This is a genomic window from Microcoleus sp. PH2017_35_SFW_U_B (assembly GCF_020737865.1).
Classification (GTDB): Bacteria; Cyanobacteriota; Cyanobacteriia; order Cyanobacteriales; family Microcoleaceae; genus Microcoleus.
This window is the reverse complement of sequence record NZ_JAEQDE010000045.1, coordinates 13959-35957: the sequence shown is the minus strand read 5'-3', so window position 1 is coordinate 35957 and position 21999 is coordinate 13959. Positions and strand designations below refer to the sequence as shown.

General features: G+C 44.9%; 17 protein-coding genes. 7 read left to right on the top strand and 10 right to left on the bottom strand.

Annotated elements, in window-relative coordinates:
• The first annotated feature begins 51 nt into the window (after window positions 1-51).
• Entirely contained in the window at window positions 52-2445 is a 2394-nt protein-coding gene (locus JGK36_RS12965; RefSeq protein WP_293197057.1) for a transglutaminaseTgpA domain-containing protein, read from the top strand.
• A gap of 459 nt (window positions 2446-2904) precedes the next feature.
• Here the strand turns inward: JGK36_RS12965 and JGK36_RS12960 are convergent, their stop codons facing one another.
• The 3 genes from JGK36_RS12960 to JGK36_RS12950 all read right to left on the bottom strand — a co-directional run bounded on the left by JGK36_RS12960 (window position 2905) and on the right by JGK36_RS12950 (window position 4769).
• Entirely contained in the window at window positions 2905-3519 is a 615-nt protein-coding gene (locus tag JGK36_RS12960) for a type II toxin-antitoxin system PemK/MazF family toxin (RefSeq protein ID WP_293181765.1), read from the bottom strand.
• A gap of 4 nt (window positions 3520-3523) precedes the next feature.
• A complete protein-coding gene (locus JGK36_RS12955) occupies window positions 3524-4006 on the bottom strand; it encodes a type II toxin-antitoxin system antitoxin SocA domain-containing protein (protein ID WP_293181767.1) in 483 nt (160 codons plus the stop codon).
• Between the two features lie 292 nt (window positions 4007-4298).
• On the bottom strand, window positions 4299-4769 hold the full coding sequence (locus tag JGK36_RS12950) for a DUF4079 domain-containing protein (protein WP_293181769.1): 471 nt from the start codon (window positions 4767-4769) through the stop codon (window positions 4299-4301).
• 96 nt (window positions 4770-4865) lie between these two features.
• On the opposite strand from JGK36_RS12950, the gene JGK36_RS12945 reads away from it, so the two are divergent.
• On the top strand, window positions 4866-6347 hold the full coding sequence (locus tag JGK36_RS12945) for an ankyrin repeat domain-containing protein (protein WP_293181771.1): 1482 nt from the start codon (window positions 4866-4868) through the stop codon (window positions 6345-6347).
• Between the two features lie 232 nt (window positions 6348-6579).
• On the opposite strand, the gene JGK36_RS12940 is transcribed toward JGK36_RS12945, so the two are convergent.
• A complete protein-coding gene (locus JGK36_RS12940) occupies window positions 6580-7530 on the bottom strand; it encodes a 2OG-Fe(II) oxygenase (protein ID WP_293181773.1) in 951 nt (316 codons plus the stop codon).
• A gap of 519 nt (window positions 7531-8049) precedes the next feature.
• On the bottom strand, window positions 8050-9594 hold the full coding sequence (purH, locus tag JGK36_RS12935; RefSeq protein ID WP_293181775.1) for a bifunctional phosphoribosylaminoimidazolecarboxamide formyltransferase/IMP cyclohydrolase: 1545 nt from the start codon (window positions 9592-9594) through the stop codon (window positions 8050-8052).
• 548 nt (window positions 9595-10142) lie between these two features.
• On the opposite strand from purH, the gene JGK36_RS12930 reads away from it, so the two are divergent.
• Window positions 10143-11960 (top strand): PAS domain S-box protein, encoded by a 1818-nt coding sequence (locus JGK36_RS12930; protein WP_293197058.1) that lies wholly within the window; start codon window positions 10143-10145, stop codon window positions 11958-11960.
• 360 nt (window positions 11961-12320) lie between these two features.
• Here the strand turns inward: JGK36_RS12930 and glcD are convergent, their stop codons facing one another.
• The 3 genes from glcD to JGK36_RS12915 all read right to left on the bottom strand — a co-directional run bounded on the left by glcD (window position 12321) and on the right by JGK36_RS12915 (window position 15349).
• Window positions 12321-13796: a glycolate oxidase subunit GlcD gene (gene glcD, locus JGK36_RS12925; RefSeq protein ID WP_293181779.1), complete on the bottom strand. Its 1476-nt coding sequence runs from the start codon at window positions 13794-13796 to the stop codon at window positions 12321-12323.
• Between the two features lie 13 nt (window positions 13797-13809).
• Window positions 13810-14673, bottom strand: coding sequence for a DUF6671 family protein (locus JGK36_RS12920; protein ID WP_293197059.1), 864 nt, complete (start codon window positions 14671-14673; stop codon window positions 13810-13812).
• A 283-nt stretch (window positions 14674-14956) separates the two neighbouring features.
• Window positions 14957-15349, bottom strand: a complete 393-nt coding sequence (locus JGK36_RS12915; RefSeq protein ID WP_293150051.1) for a transporter — start codon at window positions 15347-15349, stop codon at window positions 14957-14959.
• Window positions 15350-15506: 157 nt separating this feature from the next.
• Between JGK36_RS12915 and JGK36_RS12910 the strand changes: the two genes are divergently transcribed.
• Both JGK36_RS12910 and JGK36_RS12905 read left to right on the top strand, forming a co-directional pair.
• Window positions 15507-16685: a glycosyltransferase family 2 protein gene (locus JGK36_RS12910; RefSeq protein ID WP_293191420.1), complete on the top strand. Its 1179-nt coding sequence runs from the start codon at window positions 15507-15509 to the stop codon at window positions 16683-16685.
• A 263-nt stretch (window positions 16686-16948) separates the two neighbouring features.
• Complete coding sequence (locus tag JGK36_RS12905) at window positions 16949-17629, top strand: class I SAM-dependent methyltransferase (protein ID WP_293181785.1); 681 nt, start codon at window positions 16949-16951, stop codon at window positions 17627-17629.
• Window positions 17630-17913: 284 nt separating this feature from the next.
• On the opposite strand, the gene JGK36_RS12900 is transcribed toward JGK36_RS12905, so the two are convergent.
• Window positions 17914-19881: a hypothetical protein gene (locus JGK36_RS12900; protein ID WP_293197060.1), complete on the bottom strand. Its 1968-nt coding sequence runs from the start codon at window positions 19879-19881 to the stop codon at window positions 17914-17916.
• Between the two features lie 194 nt (window positions 19882-20075).
• Between JGK36_RS12900 and JGK36_RS12895 the strand changes: the two genes are divergently transcribed.
• Complete coding sequence (locus JGK36_RS12895; protein ID WP_293197061.1) at window positions 20076-20387, top strand: hypothetical protein; 312 nt, start codon at window positions 20076-20078, stop codon at window positions 20385-20387.
• A 135-nt stretch (window positions 20388-20522) separates the two neighbouring features.
• On the top strand, window positions 20523-20756 hold the full coding sequence (locus JGK36_RS12890) for a hypothetical protein (protein ID WP_293151796.1): 234 nt from the start codon (window positions 20523-20525) through the stop codon (window positions 20754-20756).
• A gap of 363 nt (window positions 20757-21119) precedes the next feature.
• On the opposite strand, the gene JGK36_RS12885 is transcribed toward JGK36_RS12890, so the two are convergent.
• A complete protein-coding gene (locus JGK36_RS12885) occupies window positions 21120-21815 on the bottom strand; it encodes a TrkA family potassium uptake protein (protein WP_293181801.1) in 696 nt (231 codons plus the stop codon).
• Between the last annotated feature and the right edge of the window lie 184 nt (window positions 21816-21999).

Here is a 21999-nt window from a genome sequence, read left to right as displayed (position 1 = left end):
ATTCAATCTAAAATCTAAAATCTAAAATCTAAAATCGTTGGATGGGTGCACATGACAACTGATAACCTGCGAAAGATACCTGTTTTGGGTAAGCTGTGGGAGCAGATTGAGGCGATGCCTCCGCCGGTGATTGAGGATTCTTTGCTGCTGCGAATCCTGGTTCAGTTGTTGGTAATTGTGGGCATTGTGGCGACAGACGTTGCTGCTGAAGAAGCGCTGAACCTGTGGGCTGTGCCTGTTAGCATTGTGGGGGCAACTTGGAGTTGGTACCGCCGCCGCGATCGCAATGTGGCTGCTAAGTTCTGCATAGCTATTGCCATGCTGGTGGCGCTGTTGGCTTTTTTTACCCGTTTGATAGGGGAATTGAACGATACCCGGTTAGTTTTGGCGCAACTGTTAATTCACATTCAAGTGTTACACAGCTTCGATTTGCCCCGCCGCAAAGATTTGGGCTATTCGATCGTCATCGGGTTGATTTTGTTGAGTGTAGCGGCGACTATCAGTCAAACGCTGACTTTTGGGCCGTTGCTAGTGGTGTTTTTGGCTTTAGCGCTGCCGACTTTGGTGTTGGATTATCGATCGCGCTTGGGACTTTCCAAGGCAGACGATAGCAAGCAGAAAGTAGAAGGTGCAGCCAAAAATAAGAACTGGTCACTATTTGCTGCTACTCTATCCCCCAAGTATTTTGGTTGGCTGCTAGCGATAACTCTCGGGTTGGGGCTGACTATTTTTGCGTTTTTGCCGCGCCTCCCGGGCTATCAGTTGCGGACTTTTCCTGTCAGTGCTCCCATTCAATATCAGGGGGAGTTTGACTCGCGCAGCATTTTAAATCCGGGGTATGTCAGAGGGGGAAATGAACAAGGGACTGGCGGAGGAAGGGGGAGAAACCCAGACAAAGGGCCAGGAGAGGTGGACTCAACTTTTTATTACGGTTTCAACCAGCGCATCAATCAGAATTTGCGGGGGGAAATGAAACCCCAAGTGGTGATGCGGGTGCGATCGCAAGCGGCGGGTTTTTGGCGGGTGTTGGGCTTTGACAAGTACACTGGTCAGGGTTGGGAAATTTCTCGCAACGAACAAGCTCAAAAGGTGAATAGACCTAGGTGGTCTTTTCAATTTTATCTGAATCCGTTTCCGAATGCGCCTCGGATTCAAGAGGTGATTCAAAGTTATACTATTATTGCTCAGTTGCCGAATTTGATTCCGGCTTTGGCTAAGCCGAAGGAACTGTATTTTCCGACGATGGATGTGGCGGTGGATGCGGAGGGCGGTTTGCGATCGCCTGTGGAATTGCGGGAAGGTTTGACTTATACGGTGATTTCTAATGTACCTGTTCGCGATCGCTCCGGGTTGGGGCAAACTGGTACTAATTATCCGAAAAATATTCGCAAGTTCTATTTGGACGTGCCGCCGAAAATTGCCGCCAAGGTGCGAGAAAAAACAGAAGAAATTTTGTTGGCGAGAACTAGAGTAGCTAAGTCAGACAGGGCGATCGATTCTCCCTACGAAAAAGCTTTGTATTTAGCTCAATATTTGAAGCAAAACCCGAATTATAAACTTGTAAAAGCTTTGCCTTACTTGCAAGAAACAGAAGATTTAGTCGAGGGTTTTCTGTTTGGCTATCAAAACACGCAAGACGGCAAAAAGGTTACAGGCGGATATCCCGACCATTTTTCGACGGTACTGGCAATTATGCTCAGATCGATCGGGATTCCGGCGCGAGTGGCTGGCGGTTTCGATACGGGGGAGTTCAACCCGTTTACTGGTTTGTATGTGGTAAAAAATACCGACGCTTTCATGATGACGGAAGTATATTTTCCCAATTACGGCTGGTTTGGTTTTAATCCGATTCCAGGTTATCCGTTGATGCCGGCTTCGGTGGAAGACAACCAGACTTTTAGCGCGCTGGAATGGTTTTGGAAGTGGATCGCGGGTTGGCTACCGACGCCTCTGAGAAGCGGGCTGGATTCGGTTATCGGTTTTGTAATTGGCTGGATCACTTTGATTCTGGGCTGGTTTCTGGGACAGTTTGCTAAGGGTTGGGTTGGGTTGTTTACTGGGTTGATTGGTGCGATCGGCTTTGGCTTCATTGGCTGGTTAATTTGGCAAGGGTGGCGCAAGTGGCGCTATCGGCGTTGGCTGGGTAAGTTACCGCCGGTAGAGGGGGTTTATCAGCAAATGTTGAAGGATTTGGCGAGTCGGGGATTTGCCAAGCAGAAAGCTCAAACGCCTTTGGAGTATGCTGAGGCAATGCGCGGCCATCATGCAACCGATGAAGCTGAGGTAATTGAGGAAGTTTCGCAAGCTTACGTGCGGTGGAAGTACGGTGGCGAAGCGGGAAATTTGGATCAGTTGCGGCGGTTGGTGGATAATTTAAGGCGATCGCACTTAAAGAAACTGAAAAACCGCTGGTTTTCAAAGTTCACAACGCCCAACCTCAAGTAAAGGTTCGTAGTGAGGAATGCAAGTCCGCATCAATCAGAAGACTCAAAGGTTCGTAATGAGGAATGCAAGTCCGCATCAATCAGAAGACTCAAAGGTTCGTAGTGACGAATGCAAGTCCGCATCAATCAGAAGACTCAAAGGTTCGTAATGAGGAATGCAAGTCCGCATCAATCAGAAGACTCAAAGGTTCGTAGTGAGGAATGCAAGTCCGCATCAATCAGAGGACTCGCATTCCCAACGATCAAACCAATTGTATTAGGGTTTATAGCCCCCATTCCGCACCCAGGGAAAACCCATGAAAAATAGATATTGCGATTGCTTCGTCCCTCGCAATGACAATTGATAACTCAATACGGTTGGGTTAATGCTCTTCTCTCAGAAATGAAGAAGTTTTATCTTTCTGTGGTTGGGACTATATTCTGATGGCTATATTAAGTGCAAGTTCAGAGATAATTAATCTTACCATAATTCTAGATCGCTTATGACTTTTTCTAAATCAATCTTTTTCGTCATGTCCTTCGGCAAATAATCAAAAACTTTCTCTAAAACTTCCACAGACACATTCTCGATCAACCAATCATCACTAGAATCATTCTCCAGATTCAAAAAATACTTTAAACGTTCTTCTATCGACTCCTTATCTCCTTTATCCACTTGTCCAACTCGCTCAAACCAATTCCCTTGGGAGTCCTTAAAACAATTAGCATCAATAGTACATATCTGATGCACTAAAGCCAATGAATTGCGATCGAGACCATTTTTGCTAGTCGAGTTAATCGGATACGCTGTTGGCAAACCTTTACAGGTTTCTTGGAAAGTTAAGGGAATCACGGTAAAAGTTTGTAAGCATTCAGACTTATCTTGAAATTGGTCGATTTCCCAAAAGAGATAATGATGCTCTCCCCGCAAAACCCTACTATAATTAACTATTAGTTTACAATCAACTGTCTTGCATTCCATCTCGTCTGGTTGACTTAAATCATAAATGTGATTATGATTGTGTTGGCAACGAAGAGATACTTTCTGGGGATTCACTAAATAAATCCAACCTTGACGAGGTGTTTTTCCAGCCACATTATCACCCTAATTCATTGATTAATTTTTGTCTTTCTGTCTCTAGATTCAGCCTCACCACTTGATCTTGTTGATGGCTATCTTTAACCTCAATCATTGGCGCAGTGCTGTACACATACTTTAGCAACTTCTGGATTTTATCCTGTCCTGAACCTGCCCATTCTTTCCGAATGTTTTCTAGCATTAGTTTTAGTCCTACAGGTAATTCTAAATCATCGATATTACCTGCTTCGGCACCAAGTCGGATAAATATAGTTTCTCCCACAAATTCTTGAACAATTGTTTTGCCATTCATTTGATTTAAGGCGACTATTATGTCTTCGTTCCAAGGGCTATAGTGATAATAACGCCAATTGAGCTGCGTAAGTTGTTTGTTTGTCCATTTGACAGCATAAAGGTCGGCTAAATATAAGAATTTGATTAATTGGTTTTTTGTAATGTGGCCTTTGGTGGCGCAAACAAAATAGTTGATGAGGGTTTCTAGCATGGCTTTGATTTTTTTAGGGTGCGTCGCTATTATAAAAATTCATTAATTCCATCGATAATCTGAGCGCGATGTATCTTACGACTGTTGGGAAAGACTAAAAGATAGGGTTGTTTATTCAACTGTTGAACAACCAAGGTGCGTCGCTATGAGATTGTCGATCGCGACACACCCTACGAATGTTACGATTAAAGAAACCGGGTTTTTAGCAGAATTTACGCCTACAGCGAAGTAAACGCGTGAAAAACCCGGTTTCTGGACACCCGCGCGCAAGTCCTGAATCGTACTTTAAACGTTACATTTTACTGATGATTCTTTGCACGATTTCTACACCTGTTACCGCCTGCCAGCCAAATAGCCCCAACAGCCCCACATTTAGAACGATGTGAGTGTATCTCGCCCAATTTTGACCTTTTTGCATGAACGGAGTCAGAGACGCTGAAATGGCAATTATAGCGGTCATTCCCAAGCCTGCTACTAGGTGCGGGGCGACAAATAGTTTGCCGTTGTTGATGTAGGTGACGGCCATTCCGCCGATCGCACCCGTTACCATCAAGCCTAGCAGCAAAGAGCCCATCTGATGGTGCTTGATATTGAATTTGCCCTTAATTAACTCTTTCTTGACATCACCTTCCGCACTTCTGGTACGGCGGATTTGAATTCCCAGATACAAAGCATAAAATGAGATTGCTAGCAATACCCACATTAAAACTGGGTGGAAGAATTGACTCCAAACTTTCACAGACTGCGGAATTTCCAGATTCATAGTGTTCTCAGGATTAGTAAACATACTTCATAAAACTTAGCATACCAGTAAGTCCGTCTCGTGCGACGGTACAAATATACGGTATGAGAGACTATTATGCCTGCCACTAAACAAGACGCTGTATTGATCCAAGCTGCCAAGACTGGCAACATTATTCACGTCCAAGCCTTACTCGCTAAGGGCGTTGACGCTAACGCCAAAGACTCTGAGGGGACGACGGCTTTGATGTTTGTCGCCCAAAAGGGCTATACGGAAATCGTGCGTATTTTACTAAACAATGACGCTAATGTCAACCTCGCAAGCAGACGTTTTGGCCTCACGGCTTTGATGTTGGCTGCGGCTAACAAACAGGCTGATGTTATGCGGCTGTTGTTGGCTGCGGGTGCTGATGTTGATGCTAAAAATGATGATGGAAGTACGGCTTTGATGGCGGCTTCTCTCAAAGGTGATATCAATGTTGTCCGGCTGTTACTTGATGCTAAGGCTGATGTGAATGTCCGAGATAAAGATGGAGATTCGGCTCTGAAAATAGCTGCTTTGTCGGGACACGAAGCTGTTGTTCAAGCTTTGGCTGATGCGGGTGCTGTTGCTGATAATTCTATGCTATTTTCAGCTATTAGTCAAGGTAGCGCTAAAATTGTCCGAATTTTGCTCGATCGCGCTGCGGATGTTAATCTTAAAAATCAGAGGAGCAAAACTCCTTTGATGCTGGCTGCTACGGCGGACAATTTGGCGGTAGTCGAGACGCTGCTAGCCGCTGGTGCTGATTTGGAAATTCCCGACAAAGAGGGCGAAACTGCTTTAACTTTGGCTGCGGATTGCGGTAATGTTGATGCGGTGCGAGTTTTGCTGGCTGCGGGTGCTAATGCGAATGTCAAAAGTGGAGATGGCGGGACGGCTTTGATGGCGGCGGCTGCTGGGGGAAATTTGCCGATCGCACATATCTTACTAGATGCTGGCGCGGATCTCAACGCGAAGGACAGAGATGACGAAACTGCGTTGAATTTTGCCGTGGTTGAAGGCTGTCAAGATGTGGTGGAATTGCTGTTAAACCGAGGTGCTTATGTCGGTTCGAGAAATCGGTTGGGCGATACGCCTTTGCTGGTGGCGGCTGTTCACGGTCACAGTGCGATCGTATCCGCTTTGCTGCAAAAAGTAAACTCAAATCGTCCAGATTTCCTGAATGCTAAAAACTTTGGCGAGACAGCTTTGACTCTAGCTGCGTTTCACGGACATACTGAAACGGTGAAAGCCTTGCTTGACGGCGGTGCAGATCCGAATATCCCGGCGGATTTGGGGAAAACTGCTTTAATGAAGGCGTGCGATCGCGGTTATATGGCGATCGTCAAAATATTAGTCGAAAAAGGTGCAGATGTCAACTTGCTCGATGAATCCGGCGCAACCGCTGTGATGTGGGCCGCCCATCGCGGTTATGCTGATGCTGTAGAGATTTTAATCGCCGCTGGTGCAGAGTTAAATCACAAAAATCCGGGAAATTATACAGCTTTAATGTTAGCTGAATTTAAAGGTTATTCCACTGTCGTGAAATTGCTCAAAAATGCCGGAGCTCAGGAGTAAAAATCGCATCGTGGGAGATGCAGACGGCGGTTGAAACCGCGTCTATACAAACCAACCAGACGGCGGTTGAAACCGCGTCTATACAAACCAAGTCCGCCTCCGCGGACTGAAGAAAATGCTGTGTCAAGAAAAAACGTAATGTTAACCATCCATTCTTCAACCCGCGGAGGCGGGTTTTGTTTTTGTAGACGCGGTTTCAACCGCCGTTTTATCTTAACCCGCAAATCTTGTCTCAATCGGCTTTACGCACCCAGCCATTAATAGTAAACCTACTATCAGCAAAAGCTTTAGAGGGACAGCTAACTCGCAAAACTTCGTGCATATAGCGACTCAGAAAAAATACAATACTATTATTCCGAGGTTCAACCGTTCTGAATGTCTCATCTGCAACATAAAAATTGTTCTCGACTTTGCTATCGTAAATCAGCAATTCCCCGCCTGAAAAAGCCTTAGGTTCTCGGTTGAAATAATAAACGTAAGTAAAAAATCTGCTTGCGGTATCTGGCGAACCGCTGTCGTTGTGAAGTTTATAAAAGTTGTTGTCATTGTGCATAGTTAACTGAGCTTCTATGTCACCAAGCGCAAATGCTGGGATATTTAATTTACGCAGCACATCGGGGAGAATTGCTTTAATGCGATTCACCATCAGTGTAGAAAATTCCGGGAAGGAGTGGAGCACCATTGAGCGACGGTAATCTTCGGCATTTGTTGAGGTACTGGTAGTTACAAATTCTGACTCTTTGGCTAAAACATATTTGATTAGTTTGTTCTTTTCTGCGGTTGTCAAAAAGTTATCTATTTGGGCGTAGCGAGATATTAAATCGTCATTTACGGGTGCAGGGGCGGGAATTTCTGCGGGAATTTCTGGGGGAATTTCTGGGATAATTTCTAGGGGGATTGCTGGCTGCTGCGGTTGCGGTTGCTGCAAGAAAATTGGGGGTTCGGTGACTAATCCGACGAGATGTTCGGCGGGAAACGAAAGGCTGGAACGCCCGTCGTCTATGGGGATTTGGAATAAGGTGGAAAAACCTACTGTCTGTTGCTGGCGATCGACTAATGCTTTGACAAGGTTGTGCAATAATGGTGTGTCGGATTTGAGCGTAATAGTGCACTGATGTCCGCCGGTAAGCAGGATTTTAACTTTTACGTCTTGGGGTTTAATTTGCTGTTCACTGTAAGTCATAATTTTTTTAAGGACGCAACTGGAAAATTGGTAGGAATATAACAGTTTTGATTGGTTTCATAGTCTTCTCGATCCCCCCTAGCCCCCCTTAAGAAGGGGGGGACAAGAGTATTGTCAAAGTCTCCCGTCTTAGTAGGGGATAAGAGTCAAAGCCTCCCGTCTTAAGACGGGACAAGAGTGTCAATGTCTCCCGTCTTAAGACGGGACAAGAGTATTATCAAAGTCCCACGTCTTAATGGGGGATAAGAGTATTCTCAAAGTCAACCCCTACTCCCCTTCTTAAGGGGGGATTTAGGGGGATCTAGACTCGGATATAAACGAGAAATCCAAATCTTTTAGACTTAAGTTAAGACCAATGAACACTATTATAGCCTTTCTCAGAAAGATGAGGTATGAATGACAGCTTATATAACTGCTAAACTAAGAAGGGCTGAAGCCCAACAACATACCTCATCTTTCTGAACACCGTTATATATCCCTATAACAGGCTACACAATTAAGAATTGCTAGGCATTATTCCTAATGCAAGAAGTGGCGGATATCAGTGAAAACCATGGTGATTCCGAGTTGGTTGGCGGCTGCGATCGAATCTTTATCGCGCATACTTCCTCCCGGTTGGACGATCGCAATTATCCCCGCCTCAGCCGCCGTTTTTACGGAATCGTCGAAGGGGAAGAAGCCATCGCTAGCCAAAATCGCTCCTTTACTCTTCTCTCCCGCTTGTTCCAACGCTAGTTTAACCGATCCGACGCGGTTCATTTGTCCGGCGCCGACACCGATTGTAGTGCGATCGCGCGTCACAACGATCGCATTTGATTTAACGTGTTTCGCTACTTTCCAAGCAAACAGCAATTCTTCCCACTCTCCCGCCGTCGGTTGCTTCTCGGTAACGGCGCGCCATTTGCTAGTTTCTTCTACTACATTATCCGATTCTTGCACCAGCAAACCGCCTGCAATTACTTTCACAGTTTGCGCTGGCCCTCGATTCAAATCCGGCAAAATCAATACTCGAACTTTCGCCTTTTTCTTGATAATTTCTTCCGCTTCCGGTTCGCACCCCGGGGCGACAATACATTCTAAAAATGTCTTAGTTAGCGCCGTTGCAGTAGCAGCATCAATCGGGCGATTCAGGGCAACAATTCCGCCAAAAGCTGAGACTGAATCCGTGTCAAAAGCTTTTTGATACGCTTCCGAAATAGTCGAGCCCAAGGCTGTACCGCAAGGATTTGTATGCTTCAAAATCGCGGCGGCGGGAGTCTCGGGAAATTCTACAATTAGCCGCCTTGCTGCTTCTAAATCTACTAAATTATTGTAGCTCAATTCTTTGCCTTGCAGGATGGTGCTAGTTGTCCAGCCTGTCGGTGCATTTCCGCTTTGATACCAGGTGGCGGCTTGGTGGGGGTTTTCGCCGTAGCGGAGTGTTTGCAGCTCTGTTCCCGATACGCTAAACTCCTGTGGTAGCTTCGATTCTGGCTCGGATTGGCTGCTGAGATAATTTGCGATCGCGCGATCGTAATTTGCTGTATGCTGAAATGTTTCTAACGCACATTTTTGCCGAAACTCTAAGGATGCTTCCGCGCCGTTTTGCCGAAGTTCTCCTAAATAAGTATTGTACTGTTCTGGATTGCACAAAACTGTCAAATGAGCGTGATTTTTAGCTGAAGCCCTCAGCATCGCCGGCCCGCCGATATCTATATTCTCAATTGCGTCTGCTAGAGTAACTCCAGGTTTGGCAATAGTCTGTTCAAATGGATACAAATTGACTACAACTAGATCGATCGCCCGAATTTGATTTTCCGTTAAATCCGCGAGGTCTTGTGCTACATCGCGGCGTGCTAAAATACCTCCGTGGATGCGCGGGTGAAGTGTTTTGACTCGCCCGCCCAAAATTTCGGGAGAACCAGTATATTCCGCAACTTTCGTGACAGGGATTCCTGCTTCTTTGAGGGCGCTTGCTGTCCCGCCGCTGCTAATTATGTCAAATTCAAATTCTTCTACTAGACTGCGCGCTAAGTCGATTAGCCCGGTTTTATTGGATACGCTCAGAAGTGCTAGACGTGCCATTGGTTTGAAATTGCGATCGCAAAAATAGACAGGTTACATTGTATATCAAATCTGTCCGCAGGTAGATATTTTGCTAATTGGTAATTGTGATTATTTCCTGAGAGTTAAAGCATGAGCCTGCTTGTGAGCCAGCGAACTTACTTCAAAATCATATAATAATTTATACTTGGCAATTGCTTCTAAATATTTAGAATAGGGGGAGTCGATAGTGTTATTTTGTCCCCTAGGAGGCTGATTGAAGCCATTTCTCGCCTTAATGGTTAGTTTGCCAACTACGTAAATCCCGATGTTGTTGAAATTACTTACTCAAGTGGAATAGATCATTCCATGGAGATAAATATTAAATTTCAAAAATATTTTAGGATGAATCATAAAGGTAATGTGTTAGCATCGAAGGGAAATTGTTTTCTGCCTAGATTAAAATAAAAATTTCGCGATCGCAACACCTTAATAAAAAAATGGTAGGTTTAAATATGTTTTTTCATGAAGCTGATTCAGAAAATAAGGTCAGTAATATTAGAAGTACCCACAAAACACTTTCTAAAAATATGAACAATAGAATGGACTGTCAAGAGTTACCCCAAAAAATAGCCGATGATTGCATAGAAGCCAATTTTGGACAATCTGACAGTATTAGTATTTGCGAAATGCAAAATATGCAAGAAGCAATTGAACAGTTAGAACACGATTTAAAAGCTAGTGAATCTCGGTTTCGGAATGCGATCGCCAAAAATGCCGACGGCATCGCAATCGTCAATAAGCAAGGGATTGTCTGCTTTGCCAACCCGTCAGCAGAAGCGCTCTTTAACTGCAAAGCAGAGCAACTTTTAGGCCAAGCATTTTTTGGCAATTTGGTAGTAGAAGGTTCAGCTTGCGACATTGAGATGGACTCGGATATTATTCCCCAAGTTGGAGAAACAGAAGCAGCAGGAATGCGCGTCGTGCAAACAGAAGTTGAAGCTATTCGCCAGCACAAAGCAAATGCTGTAGTAGAAATGCGGGTGGTGGAAACAGAATGGGAGGGAGAAATGGCTTATTTAGCAACGTTGCGGGACGTTACCGATCGCAAGCGCGCAGAAGAAATGCTTTGGTTGTACGATCGGGCTATGGCTGCTACCAGCACCGGAGTTACCATTGCTGACGCCACCGATCCAGAACATCCAATTATTTATTGCAATCCCGCCTTTGAAAGCATGACAGGCTATCGACGGGAAGAAATTATCGGGAAAAACTCGCGATTTTTGCAAGGAAGCGATACCGATTCCGAGGCACTAGAAATAATCCGCCAAGCCTTGACAACCGAAAGCGAATGTCAGGTAATATTAAAGAATTACCGCAAAGACGGAACAATTTTCTGGAATTCTTTCTCAATCTCTCCAGTGCGCGACAAAAAAGGCAAATTAACTCATTTCATCGGCGTACAGAGAGACATCACAGATCGCAAACAAGCCGAAGAATCCTTGCGAAATTCCGAAGCACAAAGCAGAGAACAATCAGCACAACTAGCAGCAGCACTTGACGAACTAAAAAATACTCATTCCCAATTAGTTCAAAGCGAAAAAATGTCCAGTTTGGGATTGCTAATTGCCGGAGTCGCTCACGAAATCAACAACCCCGTCAGCTTCATTCACGGAAATCTCGCTTACCTCAAAGATTATATCCAAGACTTATTTCACCTCCTAGAACTTTACCAACAAAATTATCCCAATCCAGTCGCTGAGATTCAGCAAGAAACAGCAGAAAACGATCTCGACTTTTTAGCTGAAGATTTACCCAAAATCATGTCTTCAATGAGCGTAGGCGTCGATCGCATTTGCCAGATTGTGCAGTCGCTGCGGAACTTTTCGCGGCACGACGATTCACAAATGAAACCAGTTAACCTCCACGAAGGTATTGACAGCACGCTGTTAATTCTCAATCACCGCTTGAAAGGAAACGGCGAAATGCCGCCAATTCAAATTGTCAAAGAATACGGAAATTTGCCGCTTGTAGAGTGTTTTGCCGGGCCGATAAATCAAGTTTTTATGAATATTCTTAGCAATGCGATCGATGCTTTAGACGATCCGAACATTAGGGAAGATTTTCAAGAAATGCCGGAAAATTTCCGCCAGATTAGAATTTGTACCGAAGTTATCGGCAATGTTGTAGAAATCAAAATTTCTGACACCGGGCCGGGAATAACTGAGGAAGTCAAGCAGCGCATATTCGATACATTTTTTACTACCAAACCCGTTGGGAAAGGCACGGGAATGGGTTTGTCAATTAGCTATCAAATTATTGTAGAAAGACATCAAGGAGAATTATATTGTACTTCGGAATTGGGCAAAGGCACGGAATTTATTATCAAAATGCCGATCGCACATTAGTGTGGTTAGCCATAATAAAAATTGTTTGTAGATGCAGCAGACGGCGGTTGAAACCGCGCCTACACAGGCAAAACCCGCCTCCGCGGGTTGAAGAGAAGAGTAGTCGATGAAAATTATTTTACCCTTTTCCGTCGGCGTCCGGCGGACTACCCTTCGGGAAGGCTAACAGGTTTTTATAGGCGCGGTTTCAACCGCCGTCTGCATCTGGGTAATTGCTCTCTTCAACCCGCGGAGGCGGGTTTTGTTTGTGTAGGCGCGGTTTTAACCGCCGTCTGCATCTGGGTAATTGCTCTCTTCAACCCGCCTCCGCGGACATCGCTTGTGTCGCCGCGGTTTCAACCGCCGTCTGCATCTGGGGATTTAAAAAACCTCCGCACCCTCCAACTTCTTCATAGTTTCAACCTTAGCCCTCGCCGCTTCCCCGCAAGTCTTCGGAGTCGGAAACATCTTTCCAGGATTCGCCAAACCTTTCGGATTAAAGACGTGACGCACCCACTGCATCGTCTCCAAATCTACCTCCGAAAACATATCCGGCATAAAACACTTCTTATCAGCACCAATCCCGTGTTCCCCCGAAAGACTGCCGCCAACTTTCACGCACAGCCTGAGAATTTCCCCGCCCAATTCTTCCACCTTTTCCAGCGCACCTTTTACCGAATTATCGTACAGAATCAGCGGGTGCAAATTCCCATCTCCCGCATGAAATACATTCGCAATTCGGTAGCCGTATTTCTCGCTCAAACCCTCAATTTCTTTCAAAACATAAGCCATTTGCGTGCGCGGAATTACCCCATCTTGCACGTAATAATCAGGGCTGAGATGACCCGCCGCCGCAAAAGCAGCTTTCCGCCCTTTCCAAATTTTCATCCGCGTTTCCGGATCGTGAGCCGTGGTGATATTTCGCGCTCCATTCTGCTTGCAAATATCAGAAATTCGCTGTTTATTTGTAGCAACTTCCACTTCTAAACCGTCGATTTCTACGAGCAGAATTGCTGCCGCATCGCGCGGATAACAACCAGTTGCTACGACATCTTCCACAGCATTAATGCTGATATTGTCCATGATTTCCATGCCGCCGGGAATAATCCCAGCACTGATAATATCGGAAACCGATTCGCCCGCTGCTTCTATGCTAGGAAAATCTGCCAACAGAACGCAAATAGATTCCGGCGCTTTCAGGATTCGCAAAGTAACTTCTGTGGCGATGCCTAAAGTGCCTTCGGAACCGACAAATACACCAGTTAAATCGTAACCTGGCATTTCGGGAATTTCGCCGCCGACATCGACAATTGAACCGTCGGGAATTACCAATTTCAATCCTAAAACGTGATTGGTTGTCACGCCATATTTGAGGCAGTGTACGCCACCAGAATTTTCGGCAACGTTGCCGCCAATCGAACAAATAATTTGACTGGAAGGATCGGGCGCGTAGTAAAAACCTGCGCCGCTAACTGCTTGCGTTACCCAGTTATTAATTACTCCCGGTTGTACGACTACTTGCTGATTTTCTAAGTCAACTTTCAGGATTTTTCGCATCAGGGCTGTGACAATCAGCACGCAGTTTTCTACAGGTAAAGCGCCGCCGGAAAGCCCGGTACCCGCACCTCTAGCCACCCAGGGAATGGAATTGCGATCGCAGATTTTGACCACATTTGCCACTTCCTCGGTAGTTCGCGGCAATACCACCAGGGCGGGGCGCTGGCGGTAGCTAGCAAGTCCATCGCACTCGTAGACAATCAATTCTTCACGGCGCTGCACTACGCCGTTTTTGCCGACTACAGCCTCAAATTCTTTAATAACGGGTTTCCAGTTGCGATCGGTTGCTACGGCTATCATTAGTAACTTATTTTTAAGGGTTGCAATACTGACACTGACCGGGATCGGCAGTCTCTCGACCGTCGGGAAACAGTTCTTCTTTAGTATAACCGCAGTTTTTGCATAGATAAATTGTCGATCGCACTAGCTGAGTCGGAAAATAGCAAAGTCCGCAGGGCAACCCCATTTTCCTCTGGGAAATCTCAAATCCCGGCCAACCGCACTCCGGGCACAATTGCTTAAATTTTTTAACTAAATCGAGAGTTGCATTTTCGATGTTTTTCATCCGAGTGGGATTGTACATCGCCCGCATATCTGTTTCGACGTGAACTTTGCCAGTTGAGGATTTTGTTAAGCCTGCTGTCACCGCATCAAAAAGTTGTTTTTCTGTCACAATGCCCTTAACAATTTCACCCTTACCGAGTGCAGCATCGCCAACTACAACAACCAGTCCGTGTTCGGGAAATCCCGCTTTTTGGGCAAAATCCTCGGCTTCTTCTATACTTGCAACTAACTGGTGACTGTAATTAGTTTCCAATGACAAAGATTCGCCGACAAGTTCGATATTGTTAGCTCTATCTAATAAAATTACAATTTCTCTGTTGGCTGGCAGATACGGCATCATTGGGTGAGGGCCAAAAGTACCTTCGCTCGCAAATGCTAGAGTTTCGCCCGCAACTTCTAAAGCTTTTTCTGCTTTCTGGCGAGCCGCTTCTATTTGAGTACCTAAACGCTTAACTTCTCTAGTGAACGTGCCGAATGCGTCAGTATCAAAATTCGCAGGTACGCTAATTATAACGCCTAATTCTCGTTCCAAAATGGGAGCCATCACCCGTTCTTTTTGGTGCATAGTAGCAAGAACTGCGGTGCGATATCTCAATAATTGAAGTAGATTCATAGACTCAGAGGACAGAGACATATTGCAGCATTATTTCATAACAGAGGACTCACATACACCCTGCGACCTAAATTATCAATTCAGCACTCAATTATCAATCTTATACCATCTCAACTGTTGCTACAACATAATTTTTGAGTTGGTTTGCTCAATTTGCGATGGCATAGGTGCGTCGCAATGAGACGATCGATTTTATACTAGGGATTTTTAATTGCGAGGCACCCTACCGCTAAAATTATTCAATCTTCAATCTTCAATCTCAAATCTCAAATCTCAAATCGTGTTAATTGCCGCCAGTAACTCCCCCAGCCTGACCTCTGAGTACAAAAATTACTCCCGTCATAATTAGCCCCACGCCTACCAACCGCAGCGGTGGCAAAGGCTCGCCAAATACAATTTTGCCACCCAAAACAGTAAACAAGTAACTAATTGACAGTAAAGGCGAGACTATGCTAATGTTGGCGCGAGACAAAACTACGATAAAGCCGATCGAAGAAACTGCATACAAACACAGACCTCCAACTATCAAAGGCTGAGTTGCCATTGCGATAACTTTTTCAACTAAATTAGCAGCGCCAATCGGTCCTAATATTTTCGCTCCCGCTTTCAGACTAAATTGACCTACAACACTGCACAAAATAGCAGCGAGCAAAACTAGAAAAACGCTTCTACTCATAAGTTTAAGTAACCTATATTACAGCAAAAATTGCCATTCCAAAAAACTGGAAAAACTTAAATTAAGTTTTGTTGAGTTTTCTTCACCACTAATAATTTAAGCATAGATACTGGAACAGTAAGTATTGTCGATCGCCAGTAACGCCTGGAACAAACATATGGCAGAACAGACCAACACCAGCGAGGAATACAGTCTCGAACTCTCGATACTCATGCCCTGCCTCAACGAGGCAGAAACTTTAGAAATCTGTATCGAGAAGGCACAGAAGTCCCTGCGCGAACTTAATATTGCCGGCGAGGTCATCATAGCAGACAACGGCAGCACTGACGGTTCTCAAGATATCGCCACCCGATTGGGGGCCCGAGTCGTACCCGTAGCAGCCAAAGGCTACGGCAGCGCCCTAATGGGAGGCATCGTAGCGGCGCGCGGAGTTTATATTATCATGGGCGACGCTGACGACAGCTACGACTTTTCGCACCTCGGCGCCTTTGTCGAAAAATTGCGGGGAGGCTGCGATTTAGTCATGGGAAACCGCTTTCAAGGGGGCATCAAACCAGGGGCCATGCCGCCGCTGCACAAATATTTAGGAAATCCGGTGCTGACATGGGTTGGGCGGTTATTCTTTTCAAGTCCCGCCGGCGACTTTCACTGCGGGCTCAGAGGTTTCAGGAGAGACTCAATTTTGAAACTCGACTTGCAAACAACCGGTATGGAATTTGCCAGCGAAATGGTCGTCAAAGCCTCGCTGTACAAGTTGGGGATAACTGAAGTCCCAACCGTACTCTCTCCCGACGGCCGCAGCCGCCCGCCACACCTGCGAACTTGGCGAGATGGCTGGCGGCACCTCCGATTTTTGCTGCTGTACAGTCCCCGGTGGCTGTTTCTGTATCCCGGTACGGGGCTGATGATGTTGGGTTTAATAGTTGGCATTTGGCTGTTGCCCGGTACTCAAAAAATCGGGAGCATCAGCTTTGATGTACATACGCTATTGTATGCTGCGATCGCAATTATCGTCGGTTTTCAAGCCGTAACATTCGCTTTCTTCACCAAAATTTTCGCCATCAGCGAGAAACTGTTACCGCAAGACCCCAAACTCAACAAAATATTTCGCTATGTCACCCTAGAGACAGGATTGATCGTGGGAATCACGCTAATATTAATCGGAATAATTGGCTCGTTCTTGTCATTAACTATCTGGAGCAAAACAGATTTCGGTTCTCTAGACTCCTCTAAAACTCTCCGTTTAGTTATTCCCTCCCTCACGTGCCTGACAGTAGGTTTGCAGATGGTTCTGTCTAGCTTTTTTCTCAGCGTTCTGAGCTTAAAACGTAGGTAAAATAATTCAACCTCAAATCTTATTACAATTGTCAGCAAAGATAATTTGAACCAGCCCAAAAACAGATACAGGCTGTCGGCGCATGGAGTGGATATCCCCAGACTTTAGACCAAATTTCAAGCTACCCAATTCATCTGTGGAGTAAATCTAAAATCTAAAATTTAAAATTCAGAATCGACAGACTTGTCCAAATGCTGCGTTAAAGCGGTCAGGAACAATCAGACTTCACCCATCTAATCTGTACATCGAAAACCTCAAATCCTATGACAGTAACTGAAAACAATTCCAGCGAGTATATCGGCCCCAAGCTAGGTGGTTTCGCCACTAAACTATCTTGGTACGCCCGCCAAAAAATGTTTGATTTGCTCCTGGGATTAGCCAATCCCAGCGACGACACAACCGTCCTGGATGTAGGAGTAACTTCCGACCGTCGCGAAGATTGCAATTTCTTTGAAAAACTCTATCCATACCCCCATAAAATAACCGCAGTCGGCATGGAAGATGCTGCCTTTTTAGAAGAAGAATATCCCGGTTTAACATACGTCCGTTCCGACGGGTTGACCTTACCATTTCCCGACAAAAGTTTTGATTTAGTCGTGAGTTTTGCCGTAATCGAACACGTCGGCAATAGGACTCAGCAAAAAGCTTTTGTTCGGGAACTTTGCCGAGTCGGCAAAACTTGTTGCATCACCACTCCCAACCGCTGGTATCCCGTAGAATTCCACACTGCTGTTCCCCTAATTCATTGGTTTCCCCCTTCTTGGTTTCGAGCTTTGTTGAGATTGCTCGGCAAAAACTTCTTTGCCAAAGAGGAGAATCTCAACCTATTATCCGAGAAAGATGTGTTAAAGATGCTGCCAGCAGATGCTCAAGTTTCTACCAGACATTTTCGGCTTCTCGGTTTGATATCCAATCTGCTCTTTTATGTTAAAAATCCCCTTTGATTAGATAAGGATCGCGAATTAAATAACTTACAATTTTAATTGTTATTGTGGGATGGGCGTCCCGCCCATCCCACAAACTTGTGTAAATTATTTAATTTGCGATCCTTATTTAATTCTCATTCCTAAGACTCGGCGGTTGAAACCGCTACTACACAAACGAAGTCCGCCTCCGCGGACTAAAGAGTAAAGTTATTGTAGGGTGTGCAATGCGTACCTTACTGCTATGAGTAGCGTATCATGTAAGACTTTTTTCAGCTTGCTTTGATTCTAGCAACTGTTCAGAACTACAAACCCATAGAGATGGCTTTAGTTCCCAAATCTAACACAAAATTTTCTCCGTCTTCATAAAGTTTTTTGCGACTTTTTGCAAGTTGCCGCACGTTATCGCGAAAATCGTGAGAGAGTTTTGCTTGCAGTCGAAACCAAGATGACAATCCAGGCCCCGAAGTATCTACATCTGCGGGATGATTGAGACTCCAAGACGAATAAGCTATGTATCGAATAGATTTTGAAACTAAATAGTTTGCTAAGGCTTCAGGGCCTTTGAATACAGGCATACCGGGTGGCAAACTTGCTCCCCCCGGCCAGTCTGCTAGGAAAATTTGATTGCGTTTGAAGTCGAGGATAAAAGGTGCATCTAGTCTGGTCAAAACTGTTTCTCCCTGTGGCACAGACTCCTGTATTGCTACGTACTGCGACTTTTGCTTTGCTGTAACTAATGATGGATTTGTCAGCCCAAATTCTATATTTTTTACATAAGCTGAGTAAGTCTGTTTAGTGATAGCCCAGTTATAGCTAATTGCCAACCCCGCACAAAATACAGCAGCAATAAAAAAGTTGGCTGCTCCGTTTTTGTTTAATGTTCCTGTGTCGGTCATTGCTACCGCGATCAATATTAAAATTGCTGGGAAAAGGTGAGAAAACGAATAGCGAAAAGGGTCGGCATTTTCGGTAATTACACCTACAGCAATTGTCGCCAATCCCGCTGCAATTGTCATTGATAAAACTGCTTGGCGGTTCGAGAACGAAGGTTCTTCGGGTAAATTGCCAAACTTCCATGGTCGGATGCTCAAGCTCAAACAGCCGAGAAATATCAGTATAAAAACATAAATACCTTGGAATGCTCTCATGGCGCTTTTCGCAGTTCCTAATAACGTCGAACCTGATTTGAAGGTAATGCCGTAGGCGGAGGCGTGATAGCCTTTTCCCAAAAGAGGATACAATAGAGTGCCTGAGGATTGATACATTGAAATCATCCAAGGCAGTAGAAATACTCCCACTAATACTGTTGTCAATACCAATTCAAATAAAACTTTTTGTTTGGATTCGGAGCTAATTAAATAGCAAATATAGCTGGTGGCAAATAGAAAGACACAGGCGGGTATTAGCGATGATTTTAAAGCACAAATAGCCGCTGCAATTAAAGCTAATATACAAGCATTTGCCGCCCAATGGTTGCGTTCTATCTCTTTACTGTCAAGCGTCCTGAACAAACTTACAAATAAAGCGACTGGCAGCATGAGACTTGTAGTGTTGGCTTTGGGAAGTGGAATCAAAAGCAAGAATAAAATAGTGAAGACGATTCGTTTGGTTGAAACTTTATTTTCTTTGAAAAATCCTAGGATTAGTCCGACAGTAATTATCAGGGGCAAAGCGGGGTCGATGAGGTTGAGATTAGTGTCGGAAAGTCCGCTTAAAATCAATGCTTGGAGAAATGACTGCCCACCTAAAGATACTATTCTTCGTTCGCTAAAAGGGTCTGAACCCATCGAACCGAGTTGCAGCATTTTGTGGGGAAATACTAAGTAACCGTGGTAGTCGTCGCTAGTATTAAATCCGTCAGCATAGACCATATTTGCAAAGTTGTGTCTACCTGTATAAAGCCATCCGGCGTATTGAATTAAAATTAGTAGACTAACTATGGCAATGGCTGCTAAGATGACTTTATCTTTGCGGCATTCTTGAAATAAGTGCCAGATATTATTAATAATTAATTGTCTGTGATTTATTAAATCTACTAGACAGTAAATGAGTCCCAAACCTAAAAAAAATAGAATTGTGGTTTGGGAAATAGTCCAGGTTGCATTTAAGATGCCGCCAATTAGAACGCTAAAAGCTAGACCCCAAGCGGCTCTTTGTCCCCAGTCAATTCGCTGGTTGGGAAACAGGATGTGGTTGAGGACTTTTCCCCAACCTATGAGGGATAGTAGCAGGCAAATACCGTAGAAAAATGAGATGAGGTATGACATCATTGCTGTAGGAGTTGTATCTATTAAATAGTTAACTTTTTAGTTGATTAGTTGTCAAGTGTCGGCTATTTTTATAGGGAGGGTTTTCGATTATACAATAGAGGGTGGTTTTCGTCAATTTATTGTTGATTGTTTATATTAATTAATGGCGATAGAAAAGGCTGTTAATGGCTTGGGAATTTATTTTTTAGTGAGAGATGGGGAAGCAAAGATCGATCGCACGCTCGAACACAAAAAGATCGCCCAGCAATATCTTCTTTCCTGCGATGGAGGGAAAGGTTAGCGGGGCGATCGGCATTCTACAGACATCGTGTCTGTACAGACAGCAAAAAGGCAGGCTACCGGAAATCGGCCCAGCCTTTGTACTGTCGCATTTTGTCGGGAATCTATTGCAGAAGTGCGATCGAGGGTGCATCGCAGTTCATCTCCAGGTATTCGGCTGCGATCGCGAATGCCGAAACCAAAATTCCCAAATTCTGCCTTCGGAGAGAGTCGAAGCTCAAAATTAAACAAGTGTGGCTACAGCTTATCAATGACCTAACATTAAATTTTATCAAAGATTCTGGTACGTTTCCGAATTTTTCATGTATCGTTACAATATGCTCATCTGCCATATCTAAAAAAAATTTAATGAGGTAAAAGCCATGATCGCAAGTTGCTTGATTCCGTTTACGCTCTGCTTGCTCGCTGGACTCGTGACTGCTGGGACTGACAAGAGAACGCTAGACGGGATTCCGGCTCCCATAGCTGCAATTATTGGGGTGTGTTCGTTAATTTGGTTTTTTGCGGTCTGTCCTTGGCCTGTTGAACTCGCTCTAGTGTTGGTGGTGCTGGTTTTTGGCAAAGCTTATTTGCAAGATATCTTGAAAGTCGGTTGAATTCTGAGGGCTAGCGCTCCTAGATTTGGGCTTGCGCGACGATCGATCGTTGGGTGCTTCTATTTTCTTCAAAAATTTTCGATTGTGGCGATGGTTTCCGTTGTGTTCTGCGAGCAAACCGCCACGGCCAAAGCAACCGCAGCATTGGTATTTTTATTTAGGAATGATAATTAAATAACTTACAATCTTTATTGTTATTGTGGGATGGGCGTCCCGCCCATCCCACAAACTTGTGGAAGTTATTTAATTCTCATTTCCTAGCTAGGGCTTGCAATTCAAGTCTCAGGTGGTGCCTCGATCGCAGATAATATAAGGTGCGCTTGCGGCGCACCCTAGAGATCGAGCAAGTAAAATGGCGATCTGTTAAATTGGCAAGCGATTGATATCTTTATTAGAACCAATTACTACCATCACCTCGCCGTTTTTCAAGCGTTCGTTTGGCTGGGGATTGATCTCGAACTTGTCGGCGCGACCGACTGCGAGCAAGTTCAAACCGTACCGGCGCCGGAGATCCAAATCCGCAATGGTTTTACCGTCAAATTTTTCAGGAACGAGCAACTCAACAATGCTGTGATTTGGGTCGAGGTCAAAGCGTTCTAAAATGCTGGGTTGTGTAAGAATGCGGGCTAAAGAGCAGCCCATTTCTCGTTCGGGAAAAACTACATGATCGGCGCCGACTTTTTTCAACAGTTTTAAGTGAGTTTCCGAGGAAGCTTTGGCGATGACGTGAGTTACCCCGCCTTCCTTGAGGTTGAGGGTGGTGGTAATGCTTTCGGCGAGGTAATTGCCGATCGCCACAATCACTGTTTCAAATTCAAATATACCTGCTTCCTGTAGAGCGCTAGGCTCTGTAGAATCTAACTGCAAAACGTGAGCCGAAATGCGATCGCTCAAAGCTTGAGTTACTTTTTTTTCGTCGGTGTCAACTCCCAGGACTTCGTAACCCAAGCCGTGGAGAGTCGAGCACACAGCTCTGCCGAAACGTCCCAAACCAATAACTGCAAACTGCTTGTTTTCCGCGCGCAAACTGCGGAAAAATCTTAAAGATGAAAGGTTCACGCTCATATTCAGCGCTGAAGGTCTGGATATTCAAATTTTAGCATAGACAGCGCTGCCTCCTTTTGATTTTTGAGTAAATAGTAAAAGTTGATTTGGGTTGTGATATCGTTTCCGGTTGCATCGGAATTATATATTTGAATCGTTGAGCGTGCGAGCGTCTCGCTCGCGGCCTGAATCGCGAGCG

Excerpts from the sequence above, each read along its gene's own strand:
- JGK36_RS12905 (WP_293181785.1), top strand. The coding sequence starts at position 16,949 with ATGACAGTAACTGAAAACAATTCCAGCGAGTATATCGGCCCCAAGCTA.
- glcD (WP_293181779.1), bottom strand. The coding sequence starts at position 13,796 with ATGATAGCCGTAGCAACCGATCGCAACTGGAAACCCGTTATTAAAGAA.
- JGK36_RS12910 (WP_293191420.1), top strand. The coding sequence starts at position 15,507 with ATGGCAGAACAGACCAACACCAGCGAGGAATACAGTCTCGAACTCTCG.
- JGK36_RS12900 (WP_293197060.1), bottom strand. The coding sequence starts at position 19,881 with ATGATGTCATACCTCATCTCATTTTTCTACGGTATTTGCCTGCTACTA.
- JGK36_RS12915 (WP_293150051.1), bottom strand. The coding sequence starts at position 15,349 with ATGAGTAGAAGCGTTTTTCTAGTTTTGCTCGCTGCTATTTTGTGCAGT.
- JGK36_RS12930 (WP_293197058.1), top strand. The coding sequence starts at position 10,143 with ATGAACAATAGAATGGACTGTCAAGAGTTACCCCAAAAAATAGCCGAT.
- JGK36_RS12895 (WP_293197061.1), top strand. The coding sequence starts at position 20,076 with ATGGGGAAGCAAAGATCGATCGCACGCTCGAACACAAAAAGATCGCCC.
- purH (WP_293181775.1), bottom strand. The coding sequence starts at position 9,594 with ATGGCACGTCTAGCACTTCTGAGCGTATCCAATAAAACCGGGCTAATC.
- JGK36_RS12920 (WP_293197059.1), bottom strand. The coding sequence starts at position 14,673 with ATGAATCTACTTCAATTATTGAGATATCGCACCGCAGTTCTTGCTACT.
- JGK36_RS12955 (WP_293181767.1), bottom strand. The coding sequence starts at position 4,006 with ATGCTAGAAACCCTCATCAACTATTTTGTTTGCGCCACCAAAGGCCAC.
- JGK36_RS12965 (WP_293197057.1), top strand. The coding sequence starts at position 52 with ATGACAACTGATAACCTGCGAAAGATACCTGTTTTGGGTAAGCTGTGG.
- JGK36_RS12945 (WP_293181771.1), top strand. The coding sequence starts at position 4,866 with ATGCCTGCCACTAAACAAGACGCTGTATTGATCCAAGCTGCCAAGACT.
- JGK36_RS12940 (WP_293181773.1), bottom strand. The coding sequence starts at position 7,530 with ATGACTTACAGTGAACAGCAAATTAAACCCCAAGACGTAAAAGTTAAA.
- JGK36_RS12950 (WP_293181769.1), bottom strand. The coding sequence starts at position 4,769 with ATGAATCTGGAAATTCCGCAGTCTGTGAAAGTTTGGAGTCAATTCTTC.
- JGK36_RS12890 (WP_293151796.1), top strand. The coding sequence starts at position 20,523 with ATGATCGCAAGTTGCTTGATTCCGTTTACGCTCTGCTTGCTCGCTGGA.